We start from the raw sequence: 13,455 nt of genomic DNA, 5'->3' as shown, positions 1-13,455 counted from the left end.
AGTATAAGCGGCCAATGTGAAAGCGAACAGGAAATTTGCGCGCACTGCGCGCGGCGCGCCCGACACCCGGCAGTTGACCTCGCGACCCGGCTCAGTGCACCATAGTTGGGTTTATTTGGCGACGTTCCGGTTACATTTTCTTTGAGTGGGGACTATGGCGAGTACGAATGAGCCAGGCGCAGACGCCTCGTTGACTTACCGGCTGAAGGCATTGACCAAGATTGCCGATCGCATGAGCAGCGAGCTCTCGCGCGAAAAGCTCGGCGTGCCGTATCCCGAGGCGAGCATTATCGCGGCGATCGGCACGTTCGGGCCGCAAACGGTCATGGACATTTCGCGCCGCGCGAATCTCGACAAAAGCCAGGCGAGCCGCACGGTCGAGGCCATGCTCGCGAAGGCGATTCTCACGCGCGCGGGCAACGACAAGGACGGGCGCAGCGTGATCATTTCGCTCAGCGCCGAAGGGCGGAAGATCTTCAAGAAGATCGGCCCGACGCTCGACAAGCGCGATAGCGACCTTTATCAGAGCCTCAATGACGCGGAACGCCTGGCGCTGCGCTTCCTGCTCGACAAGGTGCTCGCATCCCACGGCTGGGACGCCACGCCCTGATTGCCTCGTTGCGGCATGCCGCGTGAACCGGCGTGCCCCGCGTGACTTTCCGCGCATGGCTTCCAGGTGCGCGCTCAGTCATTGAATTGTCATCTACATGCCGTGTGGAACGCCGCGCCGTTTCGCCACGGCGGGCTGGCTCACGCGCTGTGGCGCCAACGCATAAAAGAATGGCATTTGAAGCAAAATGCGCGGCGCGCAATTCCCGTATCGTTCGCTCACATTGATTAGCCTGCCGCACGCGCCGCGCGAATCGCCGGCAACCGCGTGCGGAGTCAATTTCTATCTGGAGCGAGACGAAATGAACGACATCACCACGGAAAGCCACGAGACGGGCACCGAACCGGGCAGCGGCGCGAACCGCGCAAGCCTTGGCACTGCAACGCGTTCGTCATCCAACTGGGCATGGGCGACGCCGACAAGCCAGTACGACTGGATGGACGGCCACGCGCCGTTCGCGTCGCTCGATCAGCCGTCCATTGGTTGATATGTCATATAAAATGACGTTTGCTCGACGGCCACCAGTATGGCCGTTCACGAAGGCGCGCCCGAGGGCGCGGCCTTCGCGACCGTCAGGCGAAGCAGCACGCTGAGCGTGTCGTCGGCACCGCTCGCGATGAGTTCCGCGCCGAGACTCGCGGCGAGCGCCGCGTCCACTAGCAGCGCGGGCGCTTGTGGCGGCGGGCGTCGCGTCGCCGCGCCGCCTGACCCGGCGCGCGGCGTGTCGCGCATCTCCAGCTCGATCTCGACCAACGCCCGGCTCTGGGCGCGCGTGCGCAGTGCGATATCGAGCGGCGCGTGGTGGACGGCATCGCTTGCGCGCGCGAGGAGGCCGCGCACGAGCAACTGATACCGCTGCTTGTCGATCCACACGTCGAGCGGGCCGCCCGCAGGCGCGTCGAATGTGAACAGCGCTTGCGGGTGGGTGCGGGCCGCCGCGCGCAGCGCCTCCCCGGTGATCTGCGCAATGTCGCAACGTACCGGCGCGATGCCGGCATTGGCCGCGTCGGCCTCGATCAGCGCCTGGATATTGTCGAGCCGCGCTTCGATGGCGGCGATCGCTTGCGCGGCGGTGTCGGCGCCGTTTCCGTTCGCGAGCGTTGTCGTGACCGTTGCCGTCACCGTCGAGGCGACTTCGAGACCGGCCAGTTCCCGGCGCAACGCCTCCACGGCCTCGACCAGCAGGCGGCTGCGCGCCCGGCTTGCGCTCTGCGCGCGCTCCTTCGCTTCGCGCAACGAAAGAAAGGCCTGCTCCTGCTCGGCCATGTTCTGCACGCCGCAGATCATCGCCACGGTCAGACCTTGCCGGTTGCGTATCGGCGCGCCCCAAACCAGCCCGGCCAGCGACTCGCCCTTGTAGGTCAGCACCACTTCGCGCGAAAACGAAGTTGCCTGTCTCACGGCGTCGATGAACACGTCTTCGAGCGCCACCGCCTCGTCGGCGCTCAACACGTTCAGCTCGCTCAGGCGCTTGCCGATCACGTCGTCGAGCCGGCGTTCGAAACGGCCGAGCAGGAACTGGTTGGCAAAGAGCAGGCGGCTTTCGACATCGTTGATGGAAATGCCGGTGGGTATGGCGTCGAGTATCGTGCGCAGCAGCTCGCGCCCCTGGGCATCGGTTTTCCACGGCTTGGGCGGCTCGCCCCCCGCAACGTGCCCGGGCCCCAGGATGTTGTTGCGCCATGCCAGCTCGGCCAGTTCCATCATGTTGTCGAGCTTGAGCTTGCGAAAGAGCCGCAGCTTGTAGGTGCTGACCGTGCGGTCGCTTAGCAGCAGTTCGTCGGCGATCGCGCGGTTGGTGTAGCCGCTCGCGAGATAGTAGAGCACGCTCATTTCGCGCGCGGAGAGGCTGCGCAAGCGGTCGGCTTCCGCAAGATCACCGGCGTTGGCCGGGCCCGCAGCCGGTGCGCGCGCCGGAAAGAACGTGCGGTTCTGGAGCAGGCTGCGCACGGCAAGCGTCAACTCGCCCAGGTCGCCGCGCTTGCTCACGAATCCCGAGGCTCCCGCCTCGATGCATAGTCCAACGAAATGTTCGCTATCTTGCGACGCCAGCACGAGCGTCTTGAGGTCGGGTTCGCGCTGGTGCAGCCGCCGCACGACTTCCAGACCGCCGAGCCGCGCAAGCCCGAGCCCGGCCACGATCAGGTCGGGGTGCAGTTCGTGCGCGGCGCGCAGCGTGTCGAGACCGTCGCCGCTCTCGAGCAGGACTTCGAAACCTTCCTTTTCCAGCAGCATGCGGACGGCATGCCGGGTGACGGCTTGTTCGTCGGCAATGATGATACGGCGCATCGGCTCGCTCCCCGGGCGCCGCCGCGCGCTTGCCCGCGTCGGCCGGATGCCCGCTTGTCGTGGGACCCCTACGGTGCGATGCCGGAGCCCATGACTGACGCGCTCCGCACGCGCTCCGATCATAGCGTCGCCACGCGAATCGCGACGCCTGGCCGGCTCTTGCCTGTGTAGTGCGCGCACTACAGCGGTTTGCCCGCCCCGGTGATTTAAGGCTGCCCCTGCGGTTTCGATAATGGACCTCAATCAGGACACGATTGGGAGTCGAGGCCATGAACAAGATCTACCGCAACGTCTGGAACGCGATCACCGGCACCTGGGTTGCCGCTGCGGAAACCGCGAGGGGCAGGGGTAAAGGCGCAACGAAGCAAGGCGCGGTCGTGCTCGCGGCGCTCGTGCTGTCGAGCGTGGGCGCGTTGGACGCCGCGCACGCGGCCAACGGCTTTGCCGCGGGCGGCGGCACCGTCGCGACGCAAACGGGCATTGCCATAGACGGTTCGGACTCCAGCACGACGACGTGCGTGTCGGGCACGGGTTCGACCTATGCGAGCGGCACCAATTCGCCGATCGCGATCGGCTGCAAGACTACGGCGACGGGTGACAGTGCGATTGCGCTCGGCGCGTTTAGCCAGGCGCTCAGGGATCGCTCGATCGCGATCGGGCAGTCCGCGAAGGCCAACGCCGTGGGTGCGCTCGCGCTCGGCGCTTTCACGCAGGCCGCCGGAGACCAGTCGGTTGCGCTTGGCGAATCGGCGCTGGCTTACGGGATCAAGTCGCTCTCGCTCGGCTACGACGCGAAGACGTACGACAACTACGCGGTCGCGCTCGGTCCCACGAGCGTGGCGAACAAGGACTATGCGCTGGCGATCGGCAGCGAGGCGCGCGCCATGAATACGGCCTCCATCGCGTTTGGCGGCAAGAGCACGGCGACCGCCGATAACGCCATGGCGATCGGCAACGGTTCGAATGCGGCCGCCGCGAACAGCATTGCGCTTGGCCGTGGCGCGAACGCGACTGCCGACGCCGATGTTTCGGTTGCCGTGGGCTACCAGGCGAGCGCCGCGCAAAGCGGTGTGCTCGCGCTCGGCTCGGCCTCGTCGTCGGCTTCGGTGAAATCGAGCGCGCTTGGCTACGGCGCGAAAGTGGAAGCCCGGTCGAAATACGGCACGGCGCTCGGCGCGAACGCCGGTGTTGCTGAAGGGGCCGCGTATTCGGTCGCCGTGGGCGGCGGCATGACGTCCGCAACCGGCATTGCCGACAGCGAGCGCGCCGCCGCGCAGGTGGGCACGGGCGCGTCATATGGCGTCGCCATCGGCTCGGGCGCGCAGGTCGCCGCCAATGTCGCCGAGGCGACCGCAGTGGGTTCGCGCGCAACGAGCGCCGTGAAAGGCGGCGTGGCGCTCGGGGCGGGCTCCCAGGCTTCGCGCGTCGCGGGCGTCGCGGGCTACGTGCAGCCGGGCGCGGGCGGCGCGGATCAGACCGCCGTGGCGGCCACGCGATCGACCTCCGGCGCGCTGAGCGTGGGCGACGAGTCGAATGGCCTTTACCGGCAGATCACCGGCGTAGCCGCAGGCTCAAAGGCCACCGACGCGGTGAACGTGGCGCAGTTGCAGGCCACCGCCAATCAGGTGACGACGCTTGGCGACACCGTGAACCAGATCGATACGAGCGGCACGCGCTACTTCAAGGCGCGCGGCAACGGTCAGCAGGACGACGCCACGGCAGCGGGAGAGAACAGCGTCGCCGCGGGCGAACGCTCGGTGGCGCAGGGCGCGGGTTCCGTTGCGCTCGGCTCGCAGGCGCTCGCCGGTTCGGCCGACGCGGTCGCGCTTGGCCGCGGCGCTGTTGCGAGCGGCTACTGGGCGACGGCGGTGGGCTCGGGCGCATCGGCCACGGGCACGGGCAGCATCGCGCTCGGTGAAAGCGCCGCCTCGGGCAATTGGGGCACCGCCATCGGCACGCATGCGCGCGCAACGGGGCAGCGCTCGGTCGCGCTCGGCGCCGATGCGGACGCCACGAAAGACGACGCCGTAGCGGTAGGCCGCGCGGCATCGGCGGCGCAAAACGGCGTCGCGCTGGGCTCATATGCGCAGGCCGCGCAGAACAGCGTGGCGCTCGGCGACCATGCGAGCGCCACGCGCGGCGCGATGACCGGCTATGTCGACGGAACCGGGCAGTTGCATGGTCAGAACTCCGTCGGAGAACTGAACATTGGCAGTGTCGACGCCGCAGGCCAGGCGGGCAGCCGTCAGATTACGGGCGTTGCGGCGGGCACGGCTGCAACCGACGCCGTGAACGTCGCGCAGTTGAATCGCACGCGCGAGCAGGTGGACGAAAACCGCCAGGACATCGACCACCTGAAGAAGACCGGGCAGGACGCCGTGTTGTACGACACGCCGGAGCACGACTCGGTGACGCTAGGCGCGGGGCGAACCGGCCCGGTCCGTTTGGCGAACGTGCGCGACGGCCGCGTGACCCGTGACAGCACCGACGCGATCAACGGCAGCCAGTTGTATGGCGCGAGCGAATCGGTGGCGAACGCCATTGGCGGCGGCTCCGGCGTGGACAGCAATGGCGCGGTTACCGCGCCGACCATTCGCGTCAACAACACAACCTATCACAACGTGACGGACGCGATAGAAAACGTCGATGCGCGGACAACCACGAACACGACGGAGATCGCCAACCTCACGAAGAACATCACGTATGGCACGCTCGGGCTCGTGCAACAGTCGGATGCCGGCGCACCGATCACGGTGGGCAAGGACACCGGCGGGACGCGGATGGACTTTTCGGCGAGCGGCGGCGACGCGCGGCAACTCTCGGGCGTGGCGGACGGCCTTGTTTCGGCGGCCAGCCTCCAGGCGATCAACGGCAGCCAGTTGCACGGCGTGAGCGAATCCGTCGCCAACGCGCTGGGCGGCGGCTCGTACGTGAAGAACGACGGCACGCTCTTTGCGCCCACATACCGGGTGGGCGGCAATACGTATCAATCGGTGGGCGGCGCGATCGAGAATATCGACGGGCGCGTCACGACCATCGAGAGCACCGTCAACAACATCAGCACGCAGATCGGCAAGGGCGAGCCGGGCCTCGTGCAACAGGATGCCTCCACGGGGGCGATCACGGTTGGCGCGAACACGGCGGGCAGCACGGTGGACGTGAGCGGCACGCAAGGCGTACGCACGGTCACGGGTGTCGCTGACGGCGAAATTGCGTCGGGTAGCGTGGATGCGATCAACGGCGCTCAACTCTACGCGCTCGCGCAGCAGATCGGCACGGTGAACGACACGGTCTCGCTGCATCAGCAGAGCATTGGCGACACGCTCTCGCAAGCGAATGCCTACACGGACCAGCAGGTGAATTCGGCATTGCAGAATTCATATGGCTATACGGACCGCCGCATCGCCAGCGTGCGGCGCGATGCGAGCGCGGGCACGGCGGCCGCCATGGCGATGGCCGGACTGCCGCAGGCCACGCAGCAAGGCCGGGGCATGACCGCGCTCGCGGGCTCGACCTACGACGGCCAGGCCGCGCTCGCGCTGGGTGTCTCGCGCATGTCGGGCACGGGCAAGTGGGTGATCAAGGGATCGGCTTCGACCAACACGCGCGGCTATTACGGATTCTCGGTCGGCGCGGGGCGGCATTGGTGAGGGCCCGTGAGTACCACAATGAGCACCACAACGAGCACCGCAATGAGCACCGCAATGAGCGCCGGTGGGCGCTCACGGCCAGGGCTGGTGCGTTACACGCTTTTCGGCGCCTGAATCATCTTCCAGCCGTTGCCGGCCGGATCGCGAAAACCGGCGTCCACGCTGCCGTAGCGGTCCACGGGCTCCTGCGTGAACTCCACGCCAAGCACCTTGTAGCGCTCGTAGCTCGCGCGGCAGTCGGCCACGGCAAGAACGAGGGGCGGCATGGCGCCTTTGGCCACCATGGCGCGCAGGGTTTGCGCGGTGGCCTCGTCGTGAACGGGCGGCCCCGGCAGAAAGAGCCCGAGCTGAAACGAAGGCTGCTCCGGGTGCTGCACCGTGAGCCAGCGGTACGCGCCGTTGCGCACGTCGGTATGCACGCGGAATCCGAGTTTGTCGACGTAAAACTTGAGCGCTTCGTCCTGGTCGTCCACATACAGGCCCACCACATTGATTCCCTGGTTCATGTCACCTCCTTGATAGATGGACGCACTGTAGCGTTGCCCGCGCGGCGGCGCTTCTCCAAAACTGCTGTGGTGAGGTCGGGGCGTTGCGCGGCCTTCAGCACGCAGGCGGGCACGCGGTCCAGCTCGGGCAGGGACGCCTGGGCGGCGCTGCGCGCGGCGCTCGGGCACAGGCCGGTAACGTCGCGAAACGTGCGGCCGAACGTGCCGAGACTCTCCCAGCCCGTGGCGAAGGCGATTTCGGTGATGCTCAGGTCGGTGTCGCGCAGCAGCGTGGTGGCCTGCTCGATGCGCCGCGTGAGCAGGTAGCGATGCGGCGGCAGGCCGAAGGCGCGCTTGAAGGAGCGCGCGAAATGCGCCTCGGAAACGCCGCTCACCTCGGCGAGACGCTTGACGGGCCAGGCTTCGTGCGAGGCGGCGTCCATGCGGTCTTTCGCGCGCAGCAGGCGGCGCAGCAGGGCCGGGTCCTGCAAGGGTTCGGTATCGGCTTTCCCCGGCGGCAAGGCGGTCGGCGGGGCGTGTTGTGCATGTCGGGCGGCGCGGGCGGGCATACGTTCGGCTGAAGTGAGCGGTATGCCGGTAGTTTACGCCCTGCCGCGCAGCGCGCCCCGCAGCGTCGGCCGTGTCGCTCAAACGGGCCGCGCCACCGGTCGAGGCAACGTGCCGCTGCCCTCGAACACGGCCACCGCGTCCTCCAGCCGCTGCGTGCGCGCGCCGAGCGCCCCGGCTGCGGCGGCGGACTCGTGCACCATGCGGGCGTTCTGCTGCGTCACCTGGTCGAGGTGCGCGATGGCGAGATTCACCTGGCCGATGCCCTCCGACTGCTCCTTCGTCGCGAGGCTGATTTCGTGGATCAGGTCGGCCGCGCGCGTGACCTGGCCCATGATGTCCTTCATCGCGTCGCCGGCTTTGCTGGCGAGGTCGCTGCCCGCCGTCGTCTTGCGCACGCTGTCGTTGATGAGCGTGGCGATTTCCTTGGCGGCGTTGGCGCTGCGCTGCGCGAGCGTGCGCACTTCGGCGGCCACCACGGCGAAGCCCCGCCCCTGGTGGCCGGCGCGCGCGGCCTCCACGGCCGCATTGAGCGCGAGAATGTTGGTCTGGAACGCGATGCCGTCGATGATGCCGATGATCTCGCTGATGCGCTTGCTCGCCCCCGCGATTTCGCCCATCGTCGCGACGACCTGGCCGACGACTTCGCTGCCCGCCGCCGCCGCGTGGCGGGTCGCGCCCGCAAGCTCACTGGCGAGCGCGGCCGTCCCGGCGTTGTTCTTGACAGTCGCCGTCATCTGCTCCATCGACGCCGCGGTTTGCTCCAGGCTCGCGGCGGCTTCTTCGCTGCGCCGCGACACTTCCTTGTTGCGCGTGGCGATGTCGGCGCTGGCGTCGCGCAGGCCGCCAAGCTGCTCGCTCACGTCGTCGGCGAGCGAGCGCAGGTTCAGGCCCGCCTGACACACGGCGCGCTGGAGCATGCCGATCTCGTCCGCGCGATTCACGTGGGCATTGCCGGCCGACTGGCCCGACGCGACGGCCAGCGACTGCGCAAGCACGCGCGAGAGCGGCCGGGCGATCTGCGCTTCGAGCCAGAGCGCCGCGACCAGGGAGACGGCCGCGACCGTGCCGGCGAAGCCTTCGATCATCGCGCCGCGCAAGCCGAACAGCAGGCCGCTTGCGGCGATGAGCGCGAACGAGGCCAGCATGGCGGAACGAATGCGCCACCTGAGCGGCATGAACTGCAAGAGCGACATCCACGCGAAGGCGCCGTTGCGCACCACGAGTCCCTGGTGGAACGCGCGGCTGCCCGCCTGGTTCTCGCGAAAGTCGCGGTAGAGTTTTTCCGTGGCGGCGACTTCCTCGCGGCCGGGTTGGGTGCGCACCGAGAGGTAGCCCGCCAGCCGCCCGTCGCGAAACACGGGCGTCGCGTTGGCGCGCACCCAGTAGTGATCGCCATTCTTGCGGCGGTTCTTGACCAGTGCGGTCCACGATAAACCGGCTTTGAGCGTGGCCCACAAATCCGCAAACGCTTGCGGCGGCATATCGGGGTGACGCACGAGGTTGTGCGGCTGCCCGAGCAGTTCGTCGATGGAGAATCCGCACGCCTTGTTGAACGCGGCGTTGGCGTAGATGATCTTGCCCGCCGTGTCCGTCATGGACAGGAGCGTGGCGTCCGCCGCTATTTCGTATTCTTGCTGGGTAACGGGTAGATTCTCGCGCACGTTGTACCTTTCGGGTCCGGGCTCAGTGGCGAAAAGCGCACTGAAAGCCCGGCTCAATAGTGACCGTAGCGCGAGGATATTTCAGAAATCCGCTGCGACAATACCGATCTCATCGGCGCGCATGCAATTGCGACCATACGCCGCAATCGCAAACGTTTAGCGATGTTTCACCGGCACACGCGGGGTAATCTTGCCGGGCGTCCTACTTCAATCGTCCTGCCAGGAATTGCTGAAGCCGCTCGCTGCGCGGCGCGTTGAGCACTTCCCTGGGATCGCCTTGCTCCTCGATCTTCCCCTTGTGCAGAAACACCACGTGATTCGACACGTTGCGCGCGAAGCCCATTTCATGCGTGACGACGATCATCGTGCGGCCTTCTTCCGCGAGCTTCTGCATGACCTTGAGCACTTCGCCCACGAGTTCGGGGTCGAGCGCGGACGTGGGCTCGTCGAACAGCATCACTTCGGGCTCCATGGCGAGCGCGCGGGCAATCGCCACGCGCTGCTGCTGGCCGCCGGAGAGGTGCGACGGATACTTGTGTTCGACACCGGTCGCGAGCCCCACCTTGTCGAGGTACTTGCGCGCGCGCGCTTCGGCCTCGCTGCGGCTCAAGCCGAGCACGCTCACGGGCGCTTCGACGATGTTCTCGAGCACGGTCATGTGCGCCCAGAGATTGAAATGCTGAAAGACCATCGAAAGGCGCGTGCGCATGGACTGCAACTGCTTCGGGTCGCTCACGCGCAGCGCGCCGCCGCGATCGGCGCTCGTGCGGATTTCCTCGCCGTTGAGCGTGATGCGCCCCGAGCAGGGCGATTCGAGGAAGTTAATGCAGCGCAGGAACGTGCTCTTTCCCGAGCCGCTTGAGCCAATCAGGCTGATCACGTCGCCAGCCTTTGCCTTGAGCGATACGCCCTTCAAAACTTCGTTCTCGCCGAACTTCTTGTGCAGGTCGTCGACAATCAGCTTGTACATTCTCGATACACTCCATCAGGACTGCGTGCAATTCAGTGGCCTTGCGGCTTGAGGTAAGCCAGCATGCGGGTTTCCATGCGGCGGAACGCCCAGATCAGGCCGAATACGATCGACGCGTAGAGCGCCGCCGCAATGCCATACGCCTGGAACGTCATGTAAGTGGCGGAGTTCGCGTCGCGCGCGACCTTCAGGATGTCGGGCACGGTGGCCGTGAACGCGAGCGTCGTGGCGTGCAGCATGAGGATCACTTCGTTGCTGTACGAGGGCAAGGCGCGCCGCAATGCGGAGGGCAGGATGATGCGCGTGTAGACCTTGGTCTTCGACATGCCATAGGCCTGGGCCGCCTCGATCTCGCCGTACGAAGTCTCGCGAATCGCGCCCGCGAAAATCTCGGTGGCGTAGGCGCACTCGTTCAGCGCGAACGCCAGCAGCGTGCAGTTCATGGCGCTGCGAAAGAAGTCGCCCAGCACCGCGTTCGAATGCACGAAGTGCAGGCTGTAGATGCCGGTATAGCAGAGCAGCAGTTGCACATAGAGCGGCGTGCCGCGAAACACATAGGTATAGACCCAGACCGGCCGCGAGATCCACGGATTGCGCGAAGCGCGCGCAATGGCGAGCGGCACGGCAAGCAGGAAGCCCGCGACGATCGAAACGACCAGCAGCCAGAGCGTGATGACGAGGCCGCTCGAATTGAAGCCGTCGCTGTACAGATAGTTCGGCCAGTATTGACGAATCAGTTCGATCACAGCGCTGCCCTCCGCACACCGGTCGAATAGCGCTTTTCGAGTCGGTGCAATGCCAGATTGGAAACCGTGGTGATGGCGAGATAGATCGCGCCGGTCACGAGCGTGAAAAAGAAGAACCCCTGGGTGGCCTTGCCCGCGTCCTGCGCGGCCTTCACCACGTCGGCGAGACCGATGATCGACACGAGCGCCGTGGCTTTCACGAGCACCTGCCAGTTATTGCCGATGCCTGGCAGGGCGAAGCGCATCATCTGCGGGAACAGGATGCGCGTGAACACGCGTGTGGAGCTCATGCCATACGCGAAGCCGGCTTCGATCTGCCCGCGCGGCACTGCGAGAAATGCGCCGCGAAACGTTTCGGTGAAGTACGCGCCGTAAATGAAGCCGAGCGTGATGACGCCGGCCACGAACGGGTCGATGTCGATCTGGTCCATGCCCAGCATGTCGGTTGCGTCGTTGAGCCAGATCTGGATGCTGTAGAACAGCAGCAGCATGAGCACGAGGTCGGGCACCGCGCGAATGAGTGTGGTGTAAGCGGTGCCCACGCGCGCGAGCACGCGGTTGGGCGAGAGCTTCGCGGCCGCGCCCGCGAGCCCCAGCACAAACGCCGCGGCGAGCGAGAGCAGCGCGAGCTTGATGGTTTCCCACGTGCCCGCGAGCAGCAGCGGGCCGAAGCCTTGAAATAACATGGCAGGAAGTCCTCTATCGATGCGGGGAAAGACCGCGGCTCAACCGCCGTACACGTCGAAGTCGAAATACTTCGACTCGATCTTCTTGTACGTGCCGTCCTGGATCATGTCGGCGATCGTCTTGTCGATCTTCGCCTTGAGGTCCGCGTCTTCCTTGCGCAGGCCGATGGCGGCCGCGCCCGTGGGAATCTCCTGGCCGGCGAACGCGAAGCCCGCGCCGCGCGGCGTTTTCAGGAAGCCCAGATTGGCCTGCACTTCGTCTTGCAGCGCCGCGTCGAGGCGGCCCGACTGGAGGTCCAGATACACCTGGTCCTGGTTCTGGTAGGGAATCACGTTGATGCCCTTGGGCGCCCAGTTCTCTTTTGCGTAGGTTTCCTGAATCGAGCCCTGCTCGACGCCCACCGTCTTGCCTTGCAGCGACGCGATGGTCGGCTGCAACGGCGAGCCCTTCTTCGCGACGAGACGCGTGGGCGTGTTGAAGAGTTTCGCGGAGAAGGCGATCTGCTGCTCGCGCTGCGGGGTGATCGTGAGCGCGGAGAGCGCGCCGTCGAACTTCTTGGCCTTGAGGCCGGGAATCATGCCGTCGAAGTCCTGCTCGACCCATACGCACTTCGCGTTCAGCCGCTTGCAGATCTCGTTGCCCAGGTCGATGTCGAAGCCGACCAGCTTGCCGTCGGGCGCCTTCGACTCGAACGGCGCATAGCTCGCGTCGGTGCCGAAACGGATGGTGGTCCAGTCTTTCGCATACGCGCCACCGGCGGCAAGGGCGAGGGCGACACACAAGGCAAGTTTCTTCATGAAGTCTCCGATAGGAATAGAGGACGCCTGTGGCCGGTCGTGCAGCGGAGTCCGGTCCGGCAAGTTGTCTATACAATTATCGATGTGTCGAAAAGTCGGGCAATCGGTGTTATCACCTGGGGATTTCACTGTGCCGTAAACGAAAGACAGCGTAATTCAGGCGTCAGGAAGCGATGATGAGGGTATACGTGGAGCAGATTGAACTTGTATAGACAAGCTCGCTTCGGTAATCTGACTCCACCTTGTCCAGACAACTTTGACACTGCGATGATCATCAAACTGACCCCCGGCCATCTGACCCTGCCCCAACTGCGCCAGATCGCGCGTTCCACCGAAAACGGCGGCGTGAAGCTCGAACTCGATCCGGCCAGCTTTGCCGCCATCGACGCAGGCGCGCGCGCCGTTGCCGAGATCACGGCGAAGGGCGAACCCGCCTACGGCATCAATACGGGCTTCGGGCGTCTGGCCAGCACGCATATTCCGCGTGACCAGCTCGAACTGCTCCAGCGCAATCTCGTGCTCTCGCACGCCGTGGGCGTGGGCGAACCGATGGAACGTCCGGTCGTGCGCCTCCTGATGGCGCTGAAGCTCTCCAGCCTCGGTCGCGGCCACTCGGGCATTCGCCGTGAGGTGATGGACACGCTCATCACGCTCTTTAACGCCGACGTGCTGCCGGTGATTCCGGTGAAGGGCTCGGTGGGCGCTTCGGGCGACCTCGCGCCGCTCGCGCATATGTCGTGTGTGTTGCTCGGCGTGGGCGACGTGTTCGCGAAGGGCGAGCGCATGAGCGCGCAAGAAGGGCTGCGGCTCGTCGGCCTCAAGCCGCTCGCGCTGCAAGCGAAGGAAGGTCTCGCGCTGCTCAACGGCACGCAGGCCTCCACGGCGCTTGCCATCAACAACCTCTTCGCGATCGAAGACCTGTACCGCACGGCGCTCGTGTCCGGCGCGCTGAGCGTCGACGCGGCGGCCGGTTCCGTGAAGCCGTTCGAT

Annotated in this window: 12 protein-coding genes; 4 read left to right on the top strand and 8 right to left on the bottom strand. The window is 66.1% G+C overall.

Translation table 11 applies throughout. The features are described 5' to 3' along the window. The first annotated feature begins 154 nt into the window (after positions 1–154). Positions 155–610: a MarR family winged helix-turn-helix transcriptional regulator gene (locus C7401_RS21600; protein ID WP_112173444.1), complete on the top strand. Its 456-nt coding sequence runs from the start codon at positions 155–157 to the stop codon at positions 608–610. A 301-nt stretch (positions 611–911) separates the two neighbouring features. Further along, on the top strand, positions 912–1,097 hold the full coding sequence (locus tag C7401_RS44440; RefSeq protein WP_146757966.1) for a hypothetical protein: 186 nt from the start codon (positions 912–914) through the stop codon (positions 1,095–1,097). A 47-nt stretch (positions 1,098–1,144) separates the two neighbouring features. On the opposite strand, the gene C7401_RS21590 is transcribed toward C7401_RS44440, so the two are convergent. Then, the gene (locus C7401_RS21590) at positions 1,145–2,899 is read right to left on the bottom strand and encodes a response regulator (RefSeq protein ID WP_181565646.1); all 1,755 of its coding nucleotides are present in this window, start codon (positions 2,897–2,899) and stop codon (positions 1,145–1,147) included. A gap of 269 nt (positions 2,900–3,168) precedes the next feature. Here C7401_RS21590 and C7401_RS21585 point away from each other — a divergent pair, with 269 nt between their 5' ends. Next, positions 3,169–6,549 carry an ESPR-type extended signal peptide-containing protein gene (locus tag C7401_RS21585; RefSeq protein WP_112173441.1) on the top strand — a complete coding sequence of 1,127 codons (3,381 nt, stop codon included), beginning with the start codon at positions 3,169–3,171 and terminating at the stop codon, positions 6,547–6,549. Between the two features lie 92 nt (positions 6,550–6,641). On the opposite strand, the gene C7401_RS21580 is transcribed toward C7401_RS21585, so the two are convergent. From C7401_RS21580 to C7401_RS21550, 7 genes are all read right to left on the bottom strand, one after another. Beyond that, positions 6,642–7,055 carry a VOC family protein gene (locus C7401_RS21580; RefSeq protein WP_112173440.1) on the bottom strand — a complete coding sequence of 138 codons (414 nt, stop codon included), beginning with the start codon at positions 7,053–7,055 and terminating at the stop codon, positions 6,642–6,644. Continuing rightward, a complete protein-coding gene (locus tag C7401_RS21575) occupies positions 7,052–7,477 on the bottom strand; it encodes a helix-turn-helix transcriptional regulator (protein ID WP_258397193.1) in 426 nt (141 codons plus the stop codon). Before C7401_RS21575 ends, C7401_RS21580 begins: the two co-directional genes overlap by 4 nt. Positions 7,478–7,681: 204 nt before the next feature. After that, entirely contained in the window at positions 7,682–9,265 is a 1,584-nt protein-coding gene (locus C7401_RS21570) for a methyl-accepting chemotaxis protein (protein ID WP_112173438.1), read from the bottom strand. 202 nt (positions 9,266–9,467) lie between these two features. Then, positions 9,468–10,235, bottom strand: coding sequence for an ABC transporter ATP-binding protein (locus tag C7401_RS21565; protein ID WP_112173437.1), 768 nt, complete (start codon positions 10,233–10,235; stop codon positions 9,468–9,470). 32 nt (positions 10,236–10,267) lie between these two features. After that, the gene (locus C7401_RS21560; RefSeq protein ID WP_112173436.1) at positions 10,268–10,981 is read right to left on the bottom strand and encodes an ABC transporter permease; all 714 of its coding nucleotides are present in this window, start codon (positions 10,979–10,981) and stop codon (positions 10,268–10,270) included. After that, complete coding sequence (locus C7401_RS21555; protein ID WP_112173435.1) at positions 10,978–11,667, bottom strand: ABC transporter permease; 690 nt, start codon at positions 11,665–11,667, stop codon at positions 10,978–10,980. Before C7401_RS21555 ends, C7401_RS21560 begins: the two co-directional genes overlap by 4 nt. A gap of 39 nt (positions 11,668–11,706) precedes the next feature. After that, entirely contained in the window at positions 11,707–12,465 is a 759-nt protein-coding gene (locus C7401_RS21550; RefSeq protein ID WP_112173434.1) for an ABC transporter substrate-binding protein, read from the bottom strand. A 270-nt stretch (positions 12,466–12,735) separates the two neighbouring features. Here C7401_RS21550 and C7401_RS21545 point away from each other — a divergent pair. Then, the coding region (locus C7401_RS21545; protein WP_181565649.1) for an aromatic amino acid lyase at positions 12,736–13,455 on the top strand (720 nt) is incomplete at its 3' end.

Source organism: Paraburkholderia unamae (genome assembly GCF_003268775.1).
In the GTDB taxonomy this organism is placed as follows: Bacteria; Pseudomonadota; Gammaproteobacteria; order Burkholderiales; family Burkholderiaceae; genus Paraburkholderia; species Paraburkholderia unamae.
The sequence above is the reverse complement of the archived record's forward strand: the minus strand, read 5'-3'. Positions and strand labels throughout refer to the sequence as shown.